The 21,491-nt window shown below is 63.4% G+C and carries 22 protein-coding genes, 2 tRNA genes and 2 pseudogenes; 19 read left to right on the top strand and 7 right to left on the bottom strand.

Annotation, left to right across the window (positions count from 1 at the left end):
* Positions 1-117: 117 nt before the first annotated feature.
* Together GNH96_RS06245 and GNH96_RS06250 are read right to left on the bottom strand one after the other, a co-directional pair.
* Positions 118-318, bottom strand: a pseudogene (locus GNH96_RS06245) (IS630-like element ISCARN21 family transposase); the annotation flags it as partial.
* A gap of 58 nt (positions 319-376) precedes the next feature.
* Positions 377-1,506, bottom strand: a protein-coding gene (locus tag GNH96_RS06250; protein ID WP_169602888.1) for an IS3 family transposase whose coding sequence is annotated in 2 segments (ribosomal slippage) — positions 377-1,248 and positions 1,248-1,506 — 1,131 coding nt in all. Because the reading frame shifts where the segments join, the coding sequence is not laid out codon by codon here.
* A gap of 114 nt (positions 1,507-1,620) precedes the next feature.
* Between GNH96_RS06250 and GNH96_RS06255 the strand changes: the two are divergent.
* Positions 1,621-1,902: pseudogene (locus GNH96_RS06255) on the top strand (integrase core domain-containing protein); the annotation flags it as partial.
* Here the strand turns inward: GNH96_RS06255 and GNH96_RS16175 are convergent.
* Positions 1,881-2,009 carry a hypothetical protein gene (locus GNH96_RS16175; RefSeq protein ID WP_267313392.1) on the bottom strand — a complete coding sequence of 43 codons (129 nt, stop codon included), beginning with the start codon at positions 2,007-2,009 and terminating at the stop codon, positions 1,881-1,883. The pseudogene GNH96_RS06255 and the gene GNH96_RS16175 overlap by 22 nt on opposite strands.
* 164 nt (positions 2,010-2,173) lie before the next feature.
* On the opposite strand from GNH96_RS16175, the gene GNH96_RS06260 reads away from it, so the two are divergent.
* From GNH96_RS06260 to ybgC, 5 genes are read left to right on the top strand one after another with little or no spacing between them, the layout of a single operon-like run.
* Positions 2,174-2,920, top strand: a complete 747-nt coding sequence (locus GNH96_RS06260) for a YebC/PmpR family DNA-binding transcriptional regulator (protein WP_169602889.1) — start codon at positions 2,174-2,176, stop codon at positions 2,918-2,920.
* Between the two features lie 9 nt (positions 2,921-2,929).
* Positions 2,930-3,427, top strand: a complete 498-nt coding sequence (gene ruvC / locus GNH96_RS06265; RefSeq protein WP_169602890.1) for a crossover junction endodeoxyribonuclease RuvC — start codon at positions 2,930-2,932, stop codon at positions 3,425-3,427.
* The gene (gene ruvA / locus GNH96_RS06270; RefSeq protein WP_169602891.1) at positions 3,424-4,029 is read left to right on the top strand and encodes a Holliday junction branch migration protein RuvA; all 606 of its coding nucleotides are present in this window, start codon (positions 3,424-3,426) and stop codon (positions 4,027-4,029) included. The genes ruvC and ruvA overlap by 4 nt, the downstream gene beginning before the upstream one ends.
* Positions 4,030-4,042: 13 nt before the next feature.
* Positions 4,043-5,077: a Holliday junction branch migration DNA helicase RuvB gene (gene ruvB / locus GNH96_RS06275; protein WP_169602892.1), complete on the top strand. Its 1,035-nt coding sequence runs from the start codon at positions 4,043-4,045 to the stop codon at positions 5,075-5,077.
* Positions 5,070-5,477 (top strand): tol-pal system-associated acyl-CoA thioesterase, encoded by a 408-nt coding sequence (gene ybgC, locus GNH96_RS06280; RefSeq protein ID WP_169602893.1) that lies wholly within the window; start codon positions 5,070-5,072, stop codon positions 5,475-5,477. The genes ruvB and ybgC overlap by 8 nt, the downstream gene beginning before the upstream one ends.
* 236 nt (positions 5,478-5,713) lie before the next feature.
* Here the strand turns inward: ybgC and GNH96_RS06285 are convergent, their stop codons facing one another.
* Positions 5,714-6,421, bottom strand: a complete 708-nt coding sequence (locus GNH96_RS06285) for a hypothetical protein (RefSeq protein ID WP_169602894.1) — start codon at positions 6,419-6,421, stop codon at positions 5,714-5,716.
* Positions 6,422-6,438: 17 nt separating this feature from the next.
* The gene (locus GNH96_RS06290; RefSeq protein WP_169602895.1) at positions 6,439-8,769 is read right to left on the bottom strand and encodes a dynamin family protein; all 2,331 of its coding nucleotides are present in this window, start codon (positions 8,767-8,769) and stop codon (positions 6,439-6,441) included.
* A 320-nt stretch (positions 8,770-9,089) separates the two neighbouring features.
* On the opposite strand from GNH96_RS06290, the gene tolQ reads away from it, so the two are divergent.
* The 11 genes from tolQ (at position 9,090) to GNH96_RS06345 (ending at position 17,840) form a co-directional block, all read left to right on the top strand.
* On the top strand, positions 9,090-9,767 hold the full coding sequence (gene tolQ / locus GNH96_RS06295) for a protein TolQ (RefSeq protein WP_169602896.1): 678 nt from the start codon (positions 9,090-9,092) through the stop codon (positions 9,765-9,767).
* Positions 9,764-10,201 (top strand): protein TolR, encoded by a 438-nt coding sequence (gene tolR / locus GNH96_RS06300; RefSeq protein WP_169602897.1) that lies wholly within the window; start codon positions 9,764-9,766, stop codon positions 10,199-10,201. The genes tolQ and tolR overlap by 4 nt, the downstream gene beginning before the upstream one ends.
* Entirely contained in the window at positions 10,201-12,000 is a 1,800-nt protein-coding gene (gene tolA / locus GNH96_RS06305) for a cell envelope integrity protein TolA (RefSeq protein WP_169602898.1), read from the top strand. The genes tolR and tolA overlap by 1 nt, the downstream gene beginning before the upstream one ends.
* 19 nt (positions 12,001-12,019) lie before the next feature.
* Complete coding sequence (gene tolB, locus GNH96_RS06310; RefSeq protein WP_169602899.1) at positions 12,020-13,294, top strand: Tol-Pal system beta propeller repeat protein TolB; 1,275 nt, start codon at positions 12,020-12,022, stop codon at positions 13,292-13,294.
* Positions 13,295-13,376: 82 nt separating this feature from the next.
* Positions 13,377-13,943, top strand: coding sequence for a peptidoglycan-associated lipoprotein Pal (gene pal / locus GNH96_RS06315; RefSeq protein WP_228720039.1), 567 nt, complete (start codon positions 13,377-13,379; stop codon positions 13,941-13,943).
* A 4-nt stretch (positions 13,944-13,947) separates the two neighbouring features.
* Positions 13,948-14,817 (top strand): tol-pal system protein YbgF, encoded by an 870-nt coding sequence (gene ybgF / locus GNH96_RS06320; RefSeq protein ID WP_169602901.1) that lies wholly within the window; start codon positions 13,948-13,950, stop codon positions 14,815-14,817.
* A 5-nt stretch (positions 14,818-14,822) separates the two neighbouring features.
* The gene (gene queE / locus GNH96_RS06325) at positions 14,823-15,470 is read left to right on the top strand and encodes a 7-carboxy-7-deazaguanine synthase QueE (RefSeq protein WP_169602902.1); all 648 of its coding nucleotides are present in this window, start codon (positions 14,823-14,825) and stop codon (positions 15,468-15,470) included.
* Positions 15,467-16,141, top strand: a complete 675-nt coding sequence (gene queC / locus GNH96_RS06330) for a 7-cyano-7-deazaguanine synthase QueC (protein ID WP_223163476.1) — start codon at positions 15,467-15,469, stop codon at positions 16,139-16,141. Before queE ends, queC begins: the two co-directional genes overlap by 4 nt.
* Before the next feature lie 73 nt (positions 16,142-16,214).
* On the top strand, positions 16,215-17,621 hold the full coding sequence (gene gltX / locus GNH96_RS06335; RefSeq protein ID WP_169602903.1) for a glutamate--tRNA ligase: 1,407 nt from the start codon (positions 16,215-16,217) through the stop codon (positions 17,619-17,621).
* A gap of 44 nt (positions 17,622-17,665) precedes the next feature.
* Positions 17,666-17,741, top strand: a tRNA-Ala gene (locus tag GNH96_RS06340).
* A gap of 23 nt (positions 17,742-17,764) precedes the next feature.
* Positions 17,765-17,840: transfer RNA gene (locus tag GNH96_RS06345), tRNA-Glu, on the top strand.
* A 228-nt stretch (positions 17,841-18,068) separates the two neighbouring features.
* On the opposite strand, the gene GNH96_RS06350 is transcribed toward GNH96_RS06345, so the two are convergent.
* Both GNH96_RS06350 and GNH96_RS06355 read right to left on the bottom strand, forming a co-directional pair.
* Complete coding sequence (locus GNH96_RS06350; RefSeq protein WP_169602904.1) at positions 18,069-19,130, bottom strand: PA0069 family radical SAM protein; 1,062 nt, start codon at positions 19,128-19,130, stop codon at positions 18,069-18,071.
* 74 nt (positions 19,131-19,204) lie between these two features.
* Complete coding sequence (locus GNH96_RS06355; RefSeq protein ID WP_169602905.1) at positions 19,205-19,951, bottom strand: HesA/MoeB/ThiF family protein; 747 nt, start codon at positions 19,949-19,951, stop codon at positions 19,205-19,207.
* A gap of 137 nt (positions 19,952-20,088) precedes the next feature.
* Here GNH96_RS06355 and tsaB point away from each other — a divergent pair, with 137 nt between their 5' ends.
* Positions 20,089-20,775: a tRNA (adenosine(37)-N6)-threonylcarbamoyltransferase complex dimerization subunit type 1 TsaB gene (tsaB, locus tag GNH96_RS06360; RefSeq protein ID WP_169602906.1), complete on the top strand. Its 687-nt coding sequence runs from the start codon at positions 20,089-20,091 to the stop codon at positions 20,773-20,775.
* A gap of 86 nt (positions 20,776-20,861) precedes the next feature.
* Positions 20,862-21,485, top strand: coding sequence for an L-threonylcarbamoyladenylate synthase (locus GNH96_RS06365; RefSeq protein ID WP_169602907.1), 624 nt, complete (start codon positions 20,862-20,864; stop codon positions 21,483-21,485).
* Positions 21,486-21,491 lie beyond the last annotated feature (6 nt).

Raw genomic sequence — 21,491 nt, forward strand, 5'->3', positions numbered from 1 at the left:
TTCAACGGGGATCTCGCGTTCGGTCGGGGTGAAGAGGGCGGCAGGACTTCTCGAGTCAGGCTGCATCATAGGGAAAGGGTCATGACTAGTAGTACGTTCCATAAAAACAGTGACAAATCATGCAAGCCCCAAGTCGAACTTTTTCCAGCGGAACGGGACAGGGGTCTGGTTGAACTCGGCGATGCCTTTGAGAATCCGCTCCTTGAGTTCGGCCTTTGAGGTGACCCGGATGTGGCGAAGGAAGGTTCGAGCCATCTTGGAGAAGGCACACTCGATCAGGTTGAGCCAGGAGCCATGTTTGGGAGTATGAATATATTCTGCGGTGGCCCCGGTTTTTTAGACAGGATTTTACCGGGCTTAAGTGGGCTTCTGCGGTTTAGGCTGCCTTCTGGAGTGGCAGCGAATTAAAGTACACGCTATCCGGGGTCTTGCCATCAAGCGATGAATGAGGCCGCCGTTCATTGTAAAACTTGAAATAGCTTTGTAAGCCTTGCCTTGCTTGAGAAACTGAGTCGTAAGCATGCAAGTAAACTTCCTCGTATTTCACGCTTTTCCAAAGCCGTTCGACAAATACGTTATCGACCCAGCGGCCCTTGCCGTCCATGCTGACTCGGAGACCTTGACCTTGGAGCAGATCGACAAACTCTGTGCTGGTGAACTGGCTGCCTTGGTCGGTGTTAAAGATCTCCGGCTTGCCATGACGCTGTAGAGCTTCCTCGACGGCCTCGATGCAGAAGTCCGTGGTCAGGCTGTTGGACAGTCGCCAAGACAGCACCCGCCGGGTCGCCCCGTCGAGTACCGCAGCCAGGTACACGAAGCCTTTGCGCATGGGGATGGAGGTGATATCCATGGCCCCTACGTGGTTCGCTCTGGTGATCTCCAGACCGCGCAGCAGATAGGGGAAGATCGGGTTCTGCGGATGCTTCCGGCTGGTGTTCGGCCGTCGATACAGCGCCTCGATGCCCATCTTCTTCATCAGCGTGGACACATGCCGGCGGCCCACCTGAATGCCTTCCAGGCGCAGCAGGTCGCGCAGCATGCGGGCGCCAGCAAACGGATGGTTGATGTGCAACTCGTCGATCCGACGCATTAAGGCCAGATCGCTTTCTGAAACTGGCTGGGGCACGTAATACACCGAAGAGCGGGATAGCTCCAGCAATTCACACTGGCGCACCACAGGGAGCTTGTCAGACCGGTCAATCATCGTTTTGCGCTCGCATCGCCGACGCGACCGAGCGCGGCGACTCAAAAATCATTCGCCATCGCCAACTGCCCGATCTTGGCGTGGAGTTCCTTCACGTCTGGCCCGCTCGACTCACTGCGTTCCGCGGCTGTGGCGAACACGTCGCTCGCCCGCTCCTGCAACTGGCTCTTCCACTGCGTGATCTGGTTGACGTGAACTTCAAACTGTTCCGCTAACTCCGCCAACGTCTTATCGCCTTTGAGCGCTGCCAGGGCCACCTTGGCCTTAAAGGCCGCCGAGTGATTTCTTCTCTTTCTCTTCATCTTTGTTCTCCGATTTCAGCCCTTCCTAGGGCCGGTGATGCCCTTCCTAGGGCCGGTGATTAGAACAGAAACCTCACCTAAGCGGCTGTCCTATTTTCCGGGGCCGGCTCTGCGCTCGGTATCGAACATCGCTTGACCAAGCCGTGAACCCCGCAAACCAACGGCATGGTGGAACGCTTCAATGGCCGCATCGCCCAGGTGCTCGCCACACGCCGTTACAACAGCGCACAAGACCTGGAATCCACGCTGCTCAGGTATGCCTGGCTCTACAACCATCATTTGCCTCAGAAAGCCTTGGGACATCGTTGCCCCATGGACGCCATGAAACAGTGGTACGCTGATAAACCCGATTTGTTCATTAAACCACCGCGCAATCAGCCTGGACCTGACACGTAGGCGCTTTCCCGATCGGTCAGTTGGAAGGAAACCGCCTCGGCACCGGCCACGAAGGCCCGCACCTGGGCGAGGGTTCGGAGGTTTTGGGTCTGTAAGGTCACGATCATGTCTCCATGATCCCAACCCTCGCCCCTTCAGGCTCATCTCACGCTGGAAATACACACCCTCGTTCAGGCTCATGTGTCATTGGACAAGGCTGCCGGTCGATTCGACCCGGCTCGCAGTGTTAGACTTGCGTGATTTAATCAGTCCGGAGGTCTTGAAAAGCACTATGGCGGGTCATAGCAAATGGGCCAATATCCAGCATCGCAAGGGGGCCCAGGATGCCAAGCGCGGCAAGTTGTTCACCAAGCTCATTCGCGAAATCACCGTCTCCTCGCGTACCGGCGGTCCCGATCCCGGAAACAACCCCCGCCTGCGCACGGCCGTGGACAAGGCGCTGGTCGCCAACATGTCGAAGGACACCATCGAGCGTGCCATCAAGAAAGGTTCGGGGGCCGCGGACGGCGATAGCTACGAAGAAGTCCGCTACGAGGGGTACGGGCCCGGCGGTATCGCCGTGCTGGTCGACTGCCTGACCGACAACCGCAACCGCACCGTGGCCGAGGTCCGCCATGCCTTTTCCAAGGCCGGCGGCAATCTGGGCACGGACGGTTCGGTCGCCTATCTGTTCGCCAAGACGGGGGTCATCAGCTTCGGTGCCGATCTGGGCGAGGACCGGGTGATGGAGCCGGCGCTGGATGCCGGCGCCGACGATGTGGTGGTGAACGAGGATGGCTCGGTGGACGTGCTCACGGCGCCCGACCAGTTCGAAGCGGTGCGCGATGCGCTGCAGTCCGCGGGACTCACGCCGGAGGCGGCGGAAGTCACCATGCGCGCCAGCACCAGCGTCAAGCTGGACAAGGAAGACGCGGAGAAGATGATTCGCCTGCTCGAACGCCTGGAGGACCTGGATGACGTACAGGCCGTCTATTCCAATGCGGATATCGGCGAAGACATTCTTGCCGAACTGGGCTGAGCCGGCGCGATGAGGCGCGTCCTCGGCATCGATCCGGGTTCCCGCGTCACCGGCTATGGCATCCTCGACTGGGCCGGCAAGCCGGTGTTGGTGACGGCGGGGTGCATACGCACCGAGACCAACGATTTTCCCGAGCGTCTGCGCCGGATCTTCGAGGGGATCAGCCGGATCGTGGAGGAATTCAAGCCGGAGGAAATGGCGGTGGAGCAGGTGTTCATGCACAAGAACGCGGATTCGGCGCTCAAGCTGGGCCATGCCCGGGGCGCGGCGATCTGCGCCGGTGTGTCGCGCGGACTGGCGGTGCACGAATATGCTGCCCGCCAGGTGAAGCTCGCCCTGGTCGGCAAGGGCGGTGCGGACAAAGTCCAGGTGCAGCACATGGTTTGCTTCCTGTTAGGGCATGAGACTCCCCTTGCGATGGATGCCAGCGATGCACTGGGTGTGGCCCTCTGCCATCTGCATCATCAGCAGACCTTGAACCGCATGAACCGGATGGCGCAACGATGATCGGCTTCGTTCGCGGAATCTTGGTCGCCAAGCGCGCGCCGGCACTGTTGATCGACGTGCAGGGTTTGGGGTACGAGATAGACGCGCCCATGTCTACCTTCTACAACCTGCCCGAGATCGGCGCCGAGGTGCGGCTCTACACTCATCTCCAGATCCGCGAGGACGCCCACAGCCTGTTCGGCTTCGGTACCGAGGCCGAGCGCAGCCTGTTCCGCAGCCTGATCCGGGTCAGCGGCATCGGCGCCAAGCTGGCGCTGGCCATCCTGTCCGGCATCTCGGTGGATGATTTCCGGGCCTGCGTGGAGCGGCAGGATTCGGCGCGTCTGGTCCGGCTTCCCGGCATCGGCAAGAAGACCGCCGAACGCCTCATCATCGAGCTGCGGGACCGGCTGGACCTCGGCGTGCCGTCCGTGGCCGCGGGAAATTTTTCCGGCAGCGCACCTCAGTCCTATGTCGTCGATCCGGCCGACGAAGCCGTCAGCGCCCTCATCGCGCTCGGCTTCAAGCCGCAGGAGGCGAATACGCTGGTGGCCAAGCAGGCCGCCGAAGGCCGCAGCGCGGAAGACCTGATCCGGCTGGCGCTGCAGTCGGCGGTGCGCTGAAGGAGCCCGATCCATGACGCAGCGGCTGGTGAGTGCGGCGGGGCAGTGGGACGAAGAGGCCATCGACCGCGCCATCCGTCCCAAGCGGCTGGAGGATTACGTCGGCCAGCGCGCCATGCGCGAGCAGATGTCCATCTTCATCCAGGCGGCGCTGGGGCGCGGCGAGGCGCTGGATCATGTGCTGATCTTCGGCCCGCCGGGCCTGGGCAAGACGACCCTGGCCAACATCATCGCCAACGAGCTGGGCGTCAACGTGCGCCACACCTCCGGTCCCGTGCTTGAAAAAGCCGGCGACCTGGCGGCCCTGCTGACCAATCTTGAACCGCGCGATGTGCTGTTCATCGACGAGATACACCGCCTCGGCGCGGTGGTGGAAGAAGTGCTGTATCCGGCGATGGAGGATTACCAGATCGATATCATGATCGGCGAAGGCCCCGCCGCCCGCTCGATCAAGCTCGATCTGCCGCCGTTCACCCTGGTCGGGGCGACCACCCGTGCCGGGCTCCTGACTTCGCCCTTGCGCGATCGTTTCGGCATCGTGCACCGGCTGGAGTTCTATACCGTCGACGAGCTGGGCCGGATCGTCGCCCGATCCGCCCGGATCCTGGGCAGCGAGATCACCCCGGAAGGGGCGCTGGAAGTGGCGCGCCGCGCCCGCGGCACGCCGCGCATCGCCAACCGGCTGCTGCGCCGGGTGAGGGACTTCGCCCAGGTCATGGCCGACGGCCGGATTACCGAGGCGGTGGCCGGCCGCGCGCTGGAAATGCTGGATGTCGACCCGAACGGCTTCGATCAGCTGGACCGGCAACTGCTGCTGACGATGATGGAAAAATTCGACGGCGGCCCGGTCGGCCTGGACAACCTCGCCGCCGCCATCGGCGAGGAACGCGGCACGATCGAAGACGTACTGGAGCCCTATCTGATCCAGCAGGGCTTCATCATGCGCACCCCGCGCGGTCGTATCGCTACGCGTCATGCCTACCTCCATTTCGGACTGAAGCCGCCGCAACGGACAACCGTCAACGAGGAATTGTTCGGCGATGAGTGAAGCGTTCGTCTGGCCGGTGCGGGTCTACTATGAGGACACCGACGCCGGCGGCGTGGTGTATTACGCCAACTATCTGAAATTCATGGAGCGTGCCCGCACCGAGTGGCTGCGTGCCCTGGGGTTCGAGCAGGACAGTCTGCGGGAGCGATGGGGCGTGATTTTCGCGGTGCGTTCGGTGCAGGCCGACTACCTCAAGCCCGCGCGTTTCAACGACGCCTTGCAGGTTAGCGCGGAACTGGTGGAGGCGAGGCCGGCGAGCTTCAGCTTCGTTCAGCGGGTGATGCGGGAGGGCGTCACGCTGTGCGAGGGGAGGGTGCGGATCGTCTGTCTGGCCGCCGACAGTTTCCGGCCGCAAGCCGTGCCGGAGGTCGTCCTGAAACGGCTGCGGGAGGTCGGCTGAATTCCTCGCTAGCGTAATGTTCCCGACAAAGCTTTGGCACTCGGGGGCTCTCGCGGCAGTCGGGCGGCCTTTCTTTTGGTGACTTTTCTTTGGCCGAGCAAAGAAAAGTTACCCGCCTTCGGGTGCGGAAACCCGATTCAAATCATCGTCGCGATAGCGACTCTTCGCTGACCCTCGTACCCACCCAAATTACTACCGTTCAGAAAGTAAAGAAATGTTGGGGACGGTACGCTAGCTCATTTTCCACTTACCGGCAGCCCACGTCCGTTCATGTCCGCGATGGCGCCGAGGTCGTCCGCGAGTTGCCTGAGGATGGCCTTGGCGAGTTCGGGATAGCGGAAATCGTCCTGCACGTCGTAGATCCAGCTCGTCTTGCCGATCTGCCGGGAATACTCCTTTTCCCACAGGACCTTGCCGTTGCCGTTTTCCCTGAGCCGGAAGGCGAGGACCAGTTCGTCGTCGAAGCTGTCCGAAGGCGCGCCCAAGACCCAGAATAGCGGGCCGAACACCGACAGCCCGTAACTGAACATTTTCGAACGATATTGGGTCGATTTCACCGTGCCTTCGAGCTTGAGATCGGCTTCGCCGCCGCCGCGGCTGAATGCGACCTGTTTGAATATCCGGGCCCCGTCGAGTTCCGCCACGGTCGCCCGGGCCAGGTCCTCGTCCGGTTTCCATAGCCATGCCCCGGTATTCGCGTGCCGTTGAGCGTACTCGGGCTGGGAGAGGTCTTGCCAGCCGAACGGGAAGAGGGGCATGGCGTAATGCATCAGCTCGTCGGTATTGGCATGCGCCCGTGCGTCCTGGAATGGCGGTACCGCGACTGTCAGAACCAGCAGGGGGCGGCGCTCCGCAGCCGGCTCGGGCCGGTATATCCAGGTCTGTTGCGTCCCGCATCCGGCGCAGGCGGCCGCGAGCACGCCGGCGCAGACGCGCTTTCTCATGCGGAGGAGATGTTTTTTCAGGAGCCTTCGACGGAACGCCGTTCCGGCCCGACCGCGGCGGTCACAACCATGTAGGCATCCCGGACCGCCTTCTGTTTGTCCAGTTCGGCCTTGAGCTCGGCGTCGAGATCGCGGGTGAGCTGTTTCATGATGGTCTTGGCGATTTCGCCCTTGATGGATTCGAAATAGCCCAGCAACTCGCCTTCCAATTCTTCGAAGTAATTCTTGATGCCCCGCCGCGCGAACTTGTTGATCTGTACCTGCTGCCGGCGGGTATATTCGAGCAGGCCGGCCTTGTAGCAATCCAGGGCCCGGTCGATTTCGTCGCCCCGGATCGTCGCGGCCGTGAGCTGTACCGGCGCGGCATCGGCGAGACTGTCCCGAATGCGGCGCAGCTTGTCCAGCCCCAGGGCGAGCATCTGCTGCGCTCCTTCGTGGGGGCCGATCAGATGCATGGTTCTGGCGATTTCCAGCGCCCGATCGGCGTTTTTCTGTACCTGCGCCAGGACATCGTCCCTGTTGCGGCCGGCATCGCCGGCGGCCTGCGCCATGATGTCGCGGCCGAGGTCGTCGATGACTTCGCCGTACTCGAACAGGAACACGTCGCACATGCCCTTCAGCCGGTTGAGCATGTCGCGGCCGCTCAGCCGGTCCTGCAGCACCGTCAGCACCTCGGGCGGCAGGGCGTCGGTCGCGGCGATGTCTTCCAGCAGTTGCGCCAGATGGCGGCGCACCATCTGTTCTTCCAGCAAATGCTGCAACTGGCTGCGGAAGGTGTGCTGGATGTGCAGCTTTTCCTCGATCTTGTGCGGCAGGCGGCTGACCACGCTGTGCAGGTCCAGGCCTTTCAGCAGCTCGTTCTTGAGCGCCTTGCGGTCCAGGGTGTCGATCGCATGGGTGATCTGCTGGCCAAGCTGTTCCTGGTCCTCGTCACGCCAGAACACGAATTCCGGCAGCACCTCGGTGCGCAACGCCTTGACGTGCTCTTCGACCGTGGAACGCAGGCGCCGCAATACTTCGTCCTGGCGGCGCGACAATTCGCTGGCGATGAAGGTGTTTTTCATGCTGTCGTCGCTCGTGTTGAGGTAACTCTGGTGGAAGGGTTCCAGGTGTTCCCGCAATCTTTTCGCCAAGTCCAGGTACTCGCTGCGGGCTTCGTCGAGAAATTCGGCGCGGGCGGTATGTGCCAAGTAATCGAACAGGCCGGTACGGAATGCGGCGAAATTCTTGGCCTCTTCCAGCGACTTGAGATAGCGCTCGGCCTCGTGGCGCTCCGGTATCTTTCCGATGGCTTTTTGGAGGGCGTCCGCATGTTCGCGGATGCCGCTGCTCTGCTCCAGACGGCCGTCCTGAATCAGTTTCAGCAGCAGGTAATTGAGCGCAGAGACCCGGAAAACGCGGTCCTTGGCAATATGGAAACCGTAGCGGTCGATCTTCTGGCCGAAGTTGACCTGCTCTTCTTTTTTCTGCTGCGCGCTCAGCACGTCCCACTGGTTGATGACCCAGAATGCCCGCTGCAGCACGCGTTTGCGCTGGCTGTGGATTTCCGCGAGCAGTTCGATCTCCTCGCCTTCCAACAGGTGGAACACCTTCATGGCGATGACGAAGGCCTTGGCGTCGTTTTCCACGTACGATTTGGTGACCTTGCGGTGGCGCGGATTGACCACGCCCAGCCCCGGCAGGTCCACCAGCACCACGTTTTCCGGAATGCTGACGTCGGTGAGGAAAATTTCCGCCTGGTTGACGAAAAGCACGTCCTCGTAATCTTCGGTGACGTAGCTCGGCAGTTCTTCCAAGGCGATTTCCTTGACTGCCCCGCTGAGTTTGCTCCAGCCGTGGATGAGGGTCTTCAGCTCGTCGAAAAACTTCTGTTTGTTGAAAGACCCGAACTGGCCCTTGTGCTGCTCGATGTCCCGGCTCAACTGGCTCAACAGCTCGCCCCGGCTCAAGCTGCGGTAGCCCTCGCAGCTCTTGCGCAGCTCCTTGGAAAGCTCCTCAAGGTATAGATCCTTCAGCTCTTCGCGCTCGTTTTCATCCAGGTAATGAATGACGGCTTTGGCAGCCTTGCCTTTGCGTATGAGGGTGGGGATGGCGGTGAACGATTTGGTCGCTTGGGGCAGGATGTCATTGCCGAGCACGGCATTGATGATCGTGCTCTTGCCGGCCGAGAACGCGCCCAGGAACGCGACCGGGAACTCCGGTGACTTCAGCCGTTCCAGCCAGCTCCGCTTGCGGTTGACGTAATATTTGAAATCGTCGGTCAGTCCCAGATAGGGGGCGGCGGCGTCGTAGGCTTCGAATAGGCGGGTGAATGCCTTCACGTAAAGGCTGTAGTCCGGCTCTTTCATGGCGTGGGTTTCCAAAGAGGGTCCTCGTGGCAGGCGGTTGGGGGCGGGCCGGGTGACAAGTCCATGAACATGCTGCTACGGCATTTTAGCATCTAACCTCTCTGAACCAATCCGGCCGGCTTGCCGGTTCCCGACGGCCGGAAAGGCGTGGGGCCGCGTCCCGCCGGAACCATCGTCTCCGTCATCGCGGCTTGATGCGCGTGGCCGCTATTTCTTACACTAGCCAGTATCCGGAATGCAAAATCCTTTCGGTCAACCTCCTGCCGCATGCCGGTTCCCACGACTTCAGCCATCCCATTACCTTAACTCTCAGAGCAAAAATGAATTCTGAGCTGTCCATCATTACCCTGATCAAGGAAGCCAGCCTGGTCGTCCAGATCGTCATGTTCATTCTGATCGCGGCGTCCGTGATCTCCTGGACGTTCATCTTCGGCAAATATCGCGAAATCCGGCGGGCCGAACAGACCTCCATGGCGTTCGAAGACCGCTTCTGGTCGGGCATCGATCTGGCCGATCTGTATCGCCAACTGGCGACGGAAAGCGACGAGTGCGGCGGCATGGAACTCATCTTTCTGGCGGGCTTCAAGGAATTCGGCCGCCTGCGGCAGCAGAGCGGCATCATGCCGGAGGCGGTGATGGAGGGCACCCAGCGGACGATGCGCGTGGCGCTGAACCGCGAGCTGGACAAGCTGGACGAAAGACTGCCGTTTCTTGCCACCGTCGGATCGACCAGCCCCTACATCGGACTGTTCGGCACGGTATGGGGCATCATGAATTCGTTCCGCTCGCTCGGCTCGGTCAAACAGGCGACCTTGGCGATGGTGGCGCCCGGCATTTCGGAGGCGCTGGTCGCCACGGCCATGGGGCTGTTCGCGGCGATCCCGGCGGTGATCGCATACAACCGGTACTCGACCAACATTTCCCGGCTGGCCAATCGCTACGAGTCCTTCACCGAGGAATTCCTGAGCTTGCTGCACCGGCAGGCCCATACGAAATGAACGTTTCCTCGGGATCCAGGCGTGATCGCCGCCGGCCCATGGCCGAAATCAACGTCGTGCCCTACATCGACGTCTCGCTGGTGCTGCTCATCATTTTCATGGTGACCGCGCCGATGCTCCAATCCGGCGTCGACGTCGACCTCCCCAAGGCCGAGGCGAGGGCAGTCGACCCCAATCAGGACAAACCGATCATCGTCACCATCGACAAGGACGGCCAGCTCTACCTGGATGCGACCAACCAGGAGGACATTCCGGTCGACCCTGCCAGCCTGACCGAGAAGGTGACCCGCGCCCTGGCCGAGAAACCGGGCACCGCCGTCCTGATCCGGGGTGATAAATCCGTGGATTACGGCCGGGTGATCACGGTCATGGCCGCGCTCAAGAACTCGGGCGTGCCCCAGGTCGGACTGATGACGAATCCCGTCGAAGATTGATGGCCGATCCCCGTCTCCGCCGGCTGCGCGGGCCCTTCGCGCTGGCGCTGGCGCTCCATGCCGTACTGCTGAGCCTGTTCGCGCTGAAGTTCGAATCTTCGCAACGATCGGCAGAAGCGCCTCGACCTGAAATCATCGAGGCGGTGGTCCTCGACGATCCCCGTATCGCCGCTGAGGCCGAGAGGCTCAAGACCGAAACGGCCCCACCGGCGGAAACTGCCGCCGAGCCGGTTCCCCAGTCTGAGCCGCCCGAACGGCCCGAGTCCGTTCCAACCCCGAGTCCGGAGGAATCCCGACGCGCTCAGCAAATCGAGGCCGAACGCAGGGAGGCCGAGCGCCGGCGGATGGCCGAACAGAAACGGCTCGATGCGGAACGGCGTGAGGCCGAGAAGGCCGCAGAAGAGAGGCGGCGGCAAATGGAAGCGAAGAAGCTCGCCGAGCAGACGCGCAAGGAAGACCAGAAACGGAAGGCGGAGGCCGCGGCGAAAGAAAGGGCGGCGGAAGAAGCTCGCGAGAAGGCCGAAGCCGAGGCGAAGCGGAAAGCCGCCGAAGCGGCGCGCGAAAGGGCCGAGGCGGAAGCCCGGCAGAAGGCGCTCGAAGAATCGAGGCTCAAAGCAGCCGCGGCCAAACAGAAGGCGGAGGCCGAGGCACGCGAGAAGGCCGAAGCCGAGGCCCGGCGCAGAGCGGCCGAGGAAGCCAAGGCCAGGGTGGAGGCCGAGGCGAAGCAGAAAGCCGCCGAAGCGGCGCGTGAAAGGGCCGAGGCGGAAGCCCGGCAGAAGGCGCTCGAAGAAGCGAGGCTCAAAGCAGCCGCGGCCAAACAGAAGGCGGAGGCCGAGGCACGCGAGAAGGCCGAAGCCGAGGCCCGGCGCAGAGCGGCCGAGGAAGCCAAGGCCAGGGCGGAGGCCGAGGCGAAGCAGAAAGCCGCCGAAGCGGCGCGCGAAAGGGCCGAGGCGGAAGCCCGGCAGAAAGCGCTCGAAGAATCGAGGCTCAAAGCAGCCGTGGCCAAACAGAAGGCGGAGGCCGAGGCACGCGAGAAGGCCGAAGCCGAGGCCCGGCGCAGAGCGGCCGAGGAAGCCAAGGCCAGGGCCGAAGCCGAGGCGAAGCAGAAAGCCGCCGAAGCGGCGCGCGAAAGGGCCGAGGCGGAAGCCCGGCAGAAGGCGCTCGAAGAATCGAGGCTCAAAGCAGCCGCGGCCAAACAGAAGGCGGAGGCCGAGGCACGCGAGAAGGCCGAAGCCGACGCCCGGCGCAGAGCGGCCGAGGAAGCCAAGGCCAGGGCGGCGGCGGAAGCCAGGAAAAAGGCCGCAGAAGATGCCCGCAAACAGGCGGAGGCCGAAGCCAAGCGTGAGGCCGCGGAAGAGGCCAAAGCGAGAGCCGCGGCAGAGGCAAGGCGGGAAATCGAAGAAGAGGCCCGGCTTAGGGCTGCGGCCGAAGCGAAAAAGAAGGCGGCCGAGGATGCGCGGCGCAGGGCCGAGCTCGACGAACAGATCAACAAGGAACACAAGGAGCTGGTGGAACGGGAAGCCAACCAATGGGCGAACCGTTACATCAAACCCCGCGTGGAAGGCTTGTGGCTCAAGCCGCCTGCCGCCAGAGCCGGGCTGTCCTGTATAATCCAGGTACGAACACTTGGGGATGGAACCGTCGTGGAAGCCCGCGTGGTCAAGAGCAGCGGGGATGCGGCTTTCGATCGTTCCGCGGAGAGCGCGGTGAAAAAGGCGTCCCCTCTACCCATGCCTTCCGATCCCAAAGTCGCAGCAGAACTCAGGTCTTTCACGTTCAAATTCGATCCTTCCGGTTAGTCGAGTCAAGGTACAGAGCATGAGCAAGGCGTGCGCGATCGCCCGTTGGGTTTCGTTCCTGTTGCTTTTCGTTGCGGGTTCGGCCGCGGCGGAGCTCCAGGTTCAGATCAGCCAAGGCGTAGAGGGTGCGATTCCGGTAGCCATCGTGCCCTTCGCCAACCAGGAAGGCTTGACCGACGCCATCAGCCAGATCGTTTCCGCCGATCTGCAGCGCAGCGGCAGGTTCCGGCCGCTGGCGGAGAGCGCCATGCGGGAGCGGCCGACGGCACCGGACCAGATTCAGCAAGCCGCATGGCAGGCCCTGGGCCAGGATTTCGTTGTGGTGGGGCAGATCCAGCCGGGCGGCGGCGGATACGAAGCCGATTTCCATGTCGTGGACGTCATCCGCGGCACGCTGGTGATCAGCTACAAGCTGCCCTTCGGCCGGGCTGAAACCCGCCAGGCGGCCCACCGCATCGCCGACGTGATCTACAAGGCGATCACCGGCGAGCCCGGTGCATTCGCCACTCGCGTCGCTTACGTCAGCGTGTCGGGCGAAGGCGCCGGCCGGCGCTACCACCTGCAGGTGGCCGATACCGATGGCTACAACCCGCAGAGCGTCATCGCTTCGAACGAGCCGATCATGTCGCCGGCGTGGTCGCCCGACGGCACCAAGATCGCCTATGTTTCGTTCGAAACCCGGACTTCGGCGATCTACGTCCAGACCCTGGCGACGGGCGAGCGCCGCAAGGTGTCGGACGCGCCGGGCATCAATGGCGCGCCGGCGTTCTCTCCGGATGGGTCGAAGCTGGCGCTGACCCTGTCGAAGGGCGGCAACCCCGACATCTACGTCATGAACCTGGGATCGGGCGCGCTGAACAAGATCACCGACTACAGCGGGATCGACACCGAACCGAACTGGTCCCGGGACGGCCGCTCCATCGTGTTCACCTCCGATCGCGGCGGCAAGCCCCAGCTGTATCTGGTGTCGGCAAGCGGCGGAGCGGCCGAGCGGCTGACCTATGACGGGGATTACAACGCCCGAGGCGTGTTCTCGCCGGACGGGCGCAGCCTCGCCATGGTGCATGGCAAGGGCGGCGACTATCGGATCGCGGTGATGGACCTGGCCAGCCGCGCGCTCCGGGTCCTGACCAATGGCCCCCTGGACGAGTCGCCCGGATTCGCGCCCAATGGCAGCATGATTCTGTACGCGGCGCGGCGGGGGCAGCTGGCGGCGGTGTCGATCGACGGCAAGGTCCGTCAGAGCTTGCGGATCGAGGGCGGCGCTGTGCGGGAGCCGGCGTGGTCGCCTTGATGGCACCGTCACCGGCCTTAAATCTTGAGGTTTTGGAAAGGTAGGCAATATGAAGTGTATTCGAACGGGTTTGGTGATATTGATGTCGGCATCGCTGCTGATGGCAGGGTGCTCCAAGACGGAAGAGGTCAAGCCGGATGATGCAGCCGGCGTGGGTTTGGAGGGCGGCGGTCCGGGCGGTCCGCAGATCGGCAAATACGGCGCGGGCGGCGGGGCCGGCAAGGCTTACGGCGGAACCGGCGGCGCCTATGGCGGCAAGGGAGGGGCTTACGGCGGCGCGGGCGATCCGGCGCTGAACGATCCCTCCAGCCCGCTTTCCAAGCGTGTGGTCTACTTCGGCTACGACAGCAGCGAGGTGCTTCCGGAGTATGTTTCGGTGATCAACGCCCATGCCGCTTATCTGGCTTCGCATCCCAACGTCACAGTGACGCTGGAAGGCCATTGCGACGAACGCGGCTCGCCCGAGTACAACATCGCGTTGGGCGAACAGCGTGCGCGATCGGTTGCCAACACCATGCATTTTCAAGGCGTCGGCGACGGCCAGATGCAGATCGTGAGCTTCGGCGAAGAAAAGCCGGCGGACTCCGGAAGCGGCGAATCGTCCTGGTCGCGCAACCGCCGCGTCGAAATCGTTTATCCGGGAAACTGATCTTATGAAGCCGATACCTGTTCTGTTGACGCTATCCGGACTGTTGCTGGCCGTCCCGGTATGGGCGGAGCAGGGCTATGGCGGCTACGATGCCGGCGCCTATGGCGCGGAAACCTTGGACGAGCGCGTCGCCAAGTTGGAAAGAAAGCTTTCCGGCCAGGTGCTGATGGAGCTGAACGGCCAGATCGAGCGCCTGCAGCGCGAGCTGGCCAAGACCCGCGGCCAGCTCGAAGAGGTCAACCACAAGCTGGAGACGCTGAAGAGCCAGCAGCAGGCCATGTACACCGATCTCGATCAGCGGATCCGGCAGGGAGCCGGCGGTGCCGCCCCGGCTCCAGCGTCGTCTGAGAGCGCCGGGGCGAATGCCCCGGATGCCGGCGCCGAAGACGCCGGGAGTGGCAGCGAGACCCGAACCGCCGCCGCGGCGGCTACCCCGGTGCCGGCGCCGACGAGCAGGCCCGTCGCGCCGCCCCCCGTATCCGACGGTGCGGCTCGAGAAGCGGCCTACCAAAAGGCCTTCGGCACGCTCAAGGACGGCAAGTACGCCGAAGCCATCAAGGAATTCAAGAGCTTCACCGCGCGCTATCCCAGCGGCGACTATGCCGACAACGGCCAGTACTGGCTGGGCGAGGCCTACTACGTCAACCGCGACTTCACCAGCGCGAAGGATGCCTTCCAGAAACTGATCAAGAACTTCCCGCAAAGCGCCAAGGTTTCGGACGCGGCGCTCAAGCTGGCCTACATCGAGTCCGATACCGGCCAGGCAGCCAGCGCCAAGCAGATGCTGAACGACGTCATCAAGCGCTATCCGGGTTCCACCGCGGCCAAGCAAGCCGAAAAGCGGCTCCAGAAATTGCAGCAGGAGAAGCGCTAAAGGCCGTGCCGGAAACCCTCGTCCGCATCACCGAAATCTTCTTCTCGCTCCAGGGCGAAACCCGCACGGTCGGCCTGCCGACCGTGTTCGTCCGTCTCACCGGCTGCCCGCTCCGCTGCGTGTATTGCGATACGGCGTATGCCTTCAGTGGCGGACAGCGCATGAGTATCGCCGAGATCCTCGAACGGGTCGGCGGTTACGGCGTGCGCCATGTCACGGTGACGGGCGGCGAGCCGCTGGCGCAGAAAGCCTGCCTGCCGCTGCTCGCGGCCTTGTGCGACGAAGGCTACGAGGTGTCGCTGGAGACCGGCGGCGCGCATGATGTTGCCGGCGTAGATCCCCGGGTTGTGCGGGTGGTGGACCTGAAGACCCCCGGTTCCGGCGAAGTTTCCCGCAACCTCTACGAGAATGTCGATTCGCTCCGGGCGGGCGATCAGCTCAAGTTCGTCATCACCGACCAGGCGGATTACGATTGGGCCGTGGCGAAGCTGAACGAATACCGGCTCGCCGAGCGCTGCGAAGTGCTGTTTTCTCCGGTGGCCGGCTCGCTGGAGCCGGCGCAGCTCGCCGAATGGATCCTGCGGGACCGGCTGCCGGTTCGATTCCAGCTCCAGTTGCACAAGCTGCTCTGGGGCGACAGGCCGGGGCGATGATGAAACCTGCCGTCGTCTTGTTGTCGGGCGGACTCGATTCCGCCACCACGCTGGCGATCGCCCGGCGCGAGGGTTTCGCCTGCCATGCCATGAGCTTCGATTACGGCCAGCGGCACGGCGCCGAACTCCAGGCCGCCCGGCGCGTCGCCCACTCGTTGGGGGCAATCGAGCACAAGACCGTCCACATCGGCCTCGATGCGATCGGCGGATCGGCGCTGACCGATCTCAACATCGCCGTACCCGATCATCCGCAGAACGGGATCCCGGTCACTTACGTTCCCGCCCGCAATACCGTGTTCCTCGCCTTTGCGCTGGGCTGGGCCGAAGTGCTGGAATCGACGGATATCTTTATCGGCGTCAATGCCGTCGACTATTCCGGCTATCCCGATTGCCGGCCGGAATTCATCCGGGCCTTCGAGCAGCTCGCCAATCTGGCGACCAAAGCCGGTGTCGAAGGCGGGCGGTTCCGGATTCACACACCGCTGATCGATCTTTCCAAGGCCGACATCATCCGTACCGGTACGGCTCTCGGCATCGACTATGCCATGACGGTATCCTGCTATGCCGCCGATGCGGAAGGCCTAGCCTGCGGCGTTTGTGATTCCTGCCGTTTGCGCCGGCAAGGGTTCGAGCGGGCCGGCATCGCCGATCCCACCCGCTATCACCGCTGAAGCCGTCCGCCTCGGCCGGTCTGGTATCATTGGCCTCTTTTCCAATCCACCGCTCACCCATCAGGTTCTAGGGATGACCCACCGCACACGTTTCGCACCCAGCCCGACCGGCCACCTCCATATCGGCGGCGCCAGAACGGCGCTGTTTTCCTGGCTGTATGCCCGCAAGCATGGCGGCACCTTCATCCTGCGCATTGAGGACACGGACCTGGAGCGCTCGACGGTGGAGTCCGTCAATGCCATCCTCGAAGGCATGACCTGGCTGGGGTTGGAATACGACGAGGGGCCGTTCTACCAGACCCATCGCTTCGACCGCTACGGCGAGGTGATGGAGCAGTTGCTGGAGGCGGGGCATGCCTACCGCTGCTACTGCACCAAGGAGGAACTGGAGGAACTGAGGGCAGGACAGATGGAGCGCAAGGAAAAGCCCCGTTACGATGGCCGCTGCCGCCATCGTACCGAGCCCAGGCCGGGCGTGTCTCCGGTGATCCGCTTCCGCAATCCGGTCGAAGGGGAAGTGGCCTGGGACGACCTGGTGCGCGGGCGCATTGCGTTCCAGAACAGCGAACTCGACGACCTGATCATCGCACGCTCGGACGGCACCCCGACCTACAACTTCACCGTGGTGGTGGATGACATGGACATGAAAGTGTCCCACGTCATTCGGGGCGACGATCATGTCAACAACACCCCGCGCCAGATCAACATCCTCAAGGCCTTGGGTGCCGAACTTCCGCATTACGGCCACGTGCCGATGATCCTCGGCGCCGACGGTGCGCGCCTGTCGAAGCGCCACGGGGCGGTCAGCGTCATGCAATATCGCGACGAAGGCTATCTGCCGGAAGCCTTGCTCAACTACTTGGTCCGTCTGGGCTGGTCCTACGGCGACCAGGAAATTTTCTCGATCGATGAGATGATCGAATATTTCGAAGCCAGCGACATCAACCACTCGGCTTCGACCTTCAACCCCGACAAGCTGCTCTGGCTGAACCATCATTACCTGATGCATTCCGATCCCGCGCATGTCGCCCATCACCTGCGTTGGCACCTCGGGCGGCTGGACATCGATCCGACGGAGGGTCCCGATCCCATCGACATCGTGCTGGCCCAGCGCGAACGTTGCAAGACCCTGGTGGAGATGGCGCAGGCCAGCCGGTTCTTTTACCAGGACTTCGACGACTATGACCCGAAATCCGCCCAGAAGAACCTCACCTCGGCCAGCGTGCCGGTGCTCGAAGAAGTGCGGCGCCGGCTCGCCGTCGTCGAAAACTGGGAGAAGGAACCTCTGCACGCCGTGCTCGTGTCTACCGCGGAGGATTTAGGGTTGAAGCTGGGCCTTGTCGCCCAGCCGCTGCGGGTGGCCGTGGCCGGCACTGCCGTGTCGCCGCCGATGGACGTAACCCTTTGTTTGCTGGGCCAGTTGCGTACACTGAATCGCATCGACCGGGCTTTGCAGTACATCGAAGCAAAAAAAGACTAGACGGACATGGGGTTCGATCTTATAATGGTTGCTCCACTTCGGTTGGGGCCATAGCTCAGCTGGGAGAGCGCAACAATGGCATTGTTGAGGTCGGGAGTTCGATCCTCCCTGGCTCCACCAACCAAAAGATGGACATCAGTCCTGTCCCCATCGTCTAGAGGCCCAGGACACCGCCCTTTCACGGCGGCGACGGGGGTTCGAATCCCCCTGGGGACGCCATAAATTCAATCACTCGCGATTCAAGGCAGCGACCGTACGGAAAAAGCGCGGAAACACGCCTTCGGCCAAGTGCGGAAAATGAAGGACGAATCCGCCGCTTTCACCTCGCTTGCCTTCCCAATTTTCCCATCCGACAGGTTCCCCGGTTCCCCGGTTCCTAGAGGGTCCACCGCATCCCTCGCGCCGCTGGCCTGCACCCGTCAGCCCTGGGATGGCGGCGGGTGAGGGTCATCTGAACAGGTCGAGCTGCTTGCCTTCGGGCGCTCTGAAGGCGCCGGCATCGAGGGCAGGCAGCTCGGCGGTCAGGCCGTGGCGTTTGAGTGCAAGCAGGAAGCGGCGGGCGAGGAGACCTGCATAGTCGCCGCTGCCGACCTGCCGCCGGCCGAAGCTAGAGTCGTAGATTTTGCCGCCGTGGGCGAGTGTGACCAGGCTGAGAGTGTGAGCGGCTTTCAGCGGGTAGTGCGCGTTCAGCCATTCCGCGAACAGGGATTCGACTTCCCGCGGCAGCCGCAACAGGATGTATCCCGCCGATACGGCGGCGTGCTCGGCCGCCTTTTCCACGATGCGTTCCATCTCGCTGTCCGTGAGCCAGGGAATGACCGGTGCGATCATCACCTTCACCGGCACCCCGGCTGCAGCGAGGCGCGCGACCGCTAGCAGCCGCCGGTGCGGGGCCGAGGCGCGGGGTTCGAGCTTCAGGGCCAGCGCCTTGTCCAGCGTGGTGATGGAAACCTGCACGTTGGCCAAGCCCGCCGCCGCCATCTCGCCGAGGATGTCCAGATCGCGCTCGATCAGGGCGGATTTGGTGGTGATCGTCACCGGGTGGCGGGCGCGCTGCAGGACTTCGAGCACTTGGCGGGTGATTCGCCACTGGCGCTCGATGGGCTGGTAGGGATCGGTGTTGGCGCCCAGGGCGAGGGGCGAGCACCGATAGTTGGGATGGGCCAGCTCCTTTTCGAGCAACTGGGGAGCATCGGGTTTGGTGAACAACCGGGTTTCGAAATCCAGTCCCGGCGAGAGTCCCAGGTAGGCATGGCTGGGCCTGGCATAGCAATAGATGCAGCCGTGCTCGCAGCCGCGATAGGGATTCAGAGACTGGTCGAAGGGGAGGTCGGGCGACTGGTTGCGGGCGATGACGGAGCGGGAGGTTTCGACGCCGACCTGTGTCGCCAGCGCCGCGGGTTCTTCCGGAAACCAGCCGTCGTCCACGGCTTCCCGAGTCGTGCCGGAGTAGCGGGAGGCTGCGTTGCTGACGGCGCCACGGCCATGGCGCGGGGTGCTGGATTTCACGAATCGGCTGCCGGATCGAAGGGGACGGGATGGCTCGGTCCGATGCTAGCATTTTCCGGCTGGTCCCGGGCGGCTCACCGATGGCCGCAAGTCGGACAGGCGGGGTTCCGCGCCAGCTTGATTTCGTGCCATTCCAGCCGCAGCGCGTCGAACACCACAAGGCGGTTGCTACGGACGGTATCGAGGCCCAGCAGCAGTTTGATGGCTTCCAGGGCCTGCATGCTGCCGATGATGCCGGGCAGCGCCGCGACGACGCCGTTGCGGGCGCAGCTCGCATCGAGCTCGCCGCTCTGCGGATACAGGCAGTTGTAGCAGGGATGCTCGCCATCGCCCGGCGTGAATACGGCAAGCTGTCCCTCGAAGCGGATCGCCGCGCCCGATACCAGCGGGGTACGGGTCGCCACGCAGGCCGCGTTGACCGCAAACCGGGTCGCGAAATTGTCCGAGCAATCCAGAACCACGTCGACCGCGCCGGCCCAATCGTGCAAGGCCGATGCGGAAAGGCGTTCCGACATCGGCTCGATCCGGACATCCGGGTTCATCCGGCGGAGCCGGTCGGTACAGGCTTCGGCTTTGCCCCGGCCGATGTCCGCCGTATCGAAAGCGATCTGGCGCTGGAGGTTGGAGAGATCGACCGTATCGAAATCGCTCACGACCAGCCTGCCGACGCCGGCGGCGGCCAGATAGATGGCGGCCGGCGAGCCGAGCCCGCCCAGCCCGACGATGAGCGCGCTGGCGCCGAGCAGCCGGGTCTGGCCTTCGGCGTCGACCTCGGGAAGCATGATCTGGCGGCTGTAGCGGAGGAGTTGAGCGTCGTCCATCGGGAGAAAGGTTCGGGCTGCCGGGGGGAGCGGCGATTATAACGGGTACGGGGCTGAGGGAGGTCTGCAGGCAGACCGCCGCGCTGAGTTAAACTGCCCTTTCGCCACAAGTAGCGTATTCCAACAGAATCCGAGCCATGATCGTACTCGCCATCGAAACCGCGACCGAAGCGTGTTCGGCTGCACTTTGCCATGACGGCGCCATTCTCGAGCGCTACCAGTTGGCGCCGAGGGAGCACAACCGGCTGATCCTGCCCATGCTGGAATCGCTGCTGGCGGAAGCGGGCTTGGTCCTGGGGCAGGTGGATGCCCTGGCTTTCGGGCGCGGGCCGGGGTCGTTCACCGGGGTCCGCATCGCCGCCGGGGTGGCGCAGGGCATCGCCTTCGCGCTGGATCTTCCTGTCGCGCCGGTTTCGACCCTGGCCGCCCTGGCGGACGAGGCGATCGGCCAAACCGGCGGCGACTATGCCTTTCCCTGCATCGACGCGCGGATGGCGGAGGTCTATTTCGCCGTCTATCGCCGGGATGCGGAAGGTTATCCGGCGCTGCTGGGAGAGGAGCGCGTCCTGCCGCCCGGGCAGGCGGATTTTTCGCCGGCGGAGGGCGTCGGCATCGGAACCGGCAGCGGCTGGGCCACCTACCAGGCTCGTCTGAGCGGCCTGGCCGGCGGGCGCCTGGCCTCGATTTTGAGCGGGCGCTTCCCCCGCGCCGGCTCGGTCGCGCGGCTCGGTGCCAGGGTTCACGCCCTGGGCACAAGCGTCCCGGCAGAACAGGCGCTGCCGGTGTATCTGCGGGACGACGTCGCCAGGAAGCCGAAGCCGTGAGTCCGTCCCGATACCCGTGGGAGTATGGGTTGAGACCGCGATCGGCCGCATATCGGCTGCCGCGGCTCCTGTAGTACACTAACGGCATGGCGCAATATTTCGAGGTGCATCCCCAGACGCCGCAGCAGCGGTTGATCCGCCGGGCCGCGGAGATCGTCAGCCAGGGGGGGCTGATCGTCTATCCGACCGATTCGTCCTATGCCTTCGGCTGCCAACTGGACTGCAAGGATGCCCTGGAGCGCATCCGCCGGATCCGCCAATTGGGCGAAGACCATCATTTCACCCTGATCTGCCGCGACCTTTCCCAGGTTTCCGCTTTCGCCAAGATCAACAACGAAGCTTTCCGCCTGATCAAGACCTTGACGCCGGGGCCCTACACCTTCCTGCTGCAGGCCACGCGCGAGGTGCCGCGACGGCTGCAGCATCCCAAGCGCAAGACCATCGGGATTCGCCTGCCGGATAACGCGGTTTCGCAGTTGCTGGTGGCGGAGCTGGACGATCCCTTGTTCAGCTCGACCCTGATCCTGCCAGGCGAGACCGACGGCCTGACCGATCCCGAGGACATCCGCGATCGCGTGGGATCGCGGGTAGAACTGATCCTTGCCGCGGGAGTCATACCTTTCGCGGAAACCACGATCGTCGACCTGACCGGCGAGTTCCCGGTCGTCGTTCGCCAGGGCAAAGGCGGCATCGGCCTGCTGGGCGCCTAGCCTTCT

It is taken from the genome of Methylococcus geothermalis, from assembly GCF_012769535.1.
GTDB lineage: Bacteria > Pseudomonadota > Gammaproteobacteria > Methylococcales > Methylococcaceae > Methylococcus > Methylococcus geothermalis.